A 1,432-nucleotide genomic window follows, 5' to 3' on the forward strand; every position below is an offset into this window, starting at 1 on the left:
ACTGATTTGTTTGATTTGGTGACGGTTCGGCGGTTTGTTGATGATTTTGTGGGTGTGTTGGGGGTGGTGGCGGGGGATTGGGGTTGTCGGTTGGTGGGGTTGCCGTTGTCGGTGGTGGGTGTTCCGGTGCCGGTGGTGGGGGAGTTGCCGGGGGTTGGTGGGGTGCATGAGTTGTTTGTGGGTGGGTCGGATGTGGTGGCGGTGGTGTGTGGTGGGCGGTGTTTGACGTATGGGGGTTTGTGGTTGCGGGCGGAGCGGTTGGCGGTTCGGTTGCGGGTGGGTGGTGTGGGTGCGGAGTCGGTGGTGGGTTTGTGTTTGCCGCGTGGTGTTGATGTGGTGGTGGGGATGTTGGGGGTGTGGTTGGCGGGTGCGGCGTTTGTGTTTTTGGATCCGGATTATCCTTCGGAGCGTCGTGAGTTTATGGTTGTTGATTCTGGTGTGTCGGTGGTGTTGTTTGATGTGGATGGTGTGGATGGTGTGGATGGTGTGGAGCGGGTGGTGGTGGATTCGCGGCAGTTGGCGTATGTGGTTTATACGTCGGGTTCGACGGGTCGGCCGAAGGGTGTGCATTTGACGCATGGTGGTTTGGTGAATGTGGTGGTGGGGTTGGGTTCGTATTTTCGTGGTCGGGTTTTGCAGTTTGCGTCGTTTGGTTTTGATGCGTCGGTGTTGGATGTGGCGGCGACTTTGGCGCAGGGTGGGACGTTGGTGGTTGCGGGTGGTGGTGAGCGGTCGGATGTGGGTTGGTTGGTGCGGGTGGCGGGTGTGGAGGTGATGAGTGTGGTGCCGTCGTTGTTGCAGGTTGTGGAGCCGGTGGTGGGGTTGTCGAGGGTGTTGTCGGGTGCTGAGTTGTTGTCTGAGGCGGTGGCGGGGCGGTGGTTGGGGTGTGGGTTGGTGAATACGTATGGGCCGACTGAGGCGACGGTGATGACGACGGCGGCGCCGGTGGTGGTGGGTGATGGGGTGCCGCCGGTGGGGGTGCCGTTGCCGAATACGCGGGTGTATGTGTTGGATCGGTTTTTGCGGCCGGCGGTTGTGGGGGAGGTTTATATCGGGGGTGCTGGGGTTGGTCGGGGGTATGGGGGTCGGGCGGCGTTGACGGCGGAGCGGTTTGTGGGGGATCCGTTTGTTGGTGGTGGGTCGCGGATGTATCGGACGGGGGATCGGGGGCGGTGGGGTGTTGATGGGCGTTTGGTGTTTGTGGGGCGGTTGGATGCGCAGTTGAAGGTGCGTGGGTTTCGGGTTGAGCCTGGTGAGGTTGAGGCGGTGTTGGCGTCGTGTCCGGGTGTGACGGCGGCGGTGGTGGTGGCGTATGGGGATCAGGCGGATCGGCGGTTGGTTGCCTATGTTGTGGGGTCGTCGGACGTCAGGGAGTTGAAGGAGTTTGCGGCGCGGCGGTTGCCGGCGTTCATGGTGCCGTCTGTGTTCGTGG

General features: G+C 62.0%; 1 protein-coding gene. It reads left to right on the forward strand.

Features of this window, described 5'->3' with window-relative positions; translation table 11 throughout:
* A partial coding sequence (locus tag AC507J_RS32230) for an amino acid adenylation domain-containing protein (protein WP_496294325.1) occupies positions 1-1,432 on the forward strand: 1,432 nt, incomplete at both ends.

The sequence above is a fragment of the Micromonospora sp. PRAS1 genome (assembly GCF_059553435.1).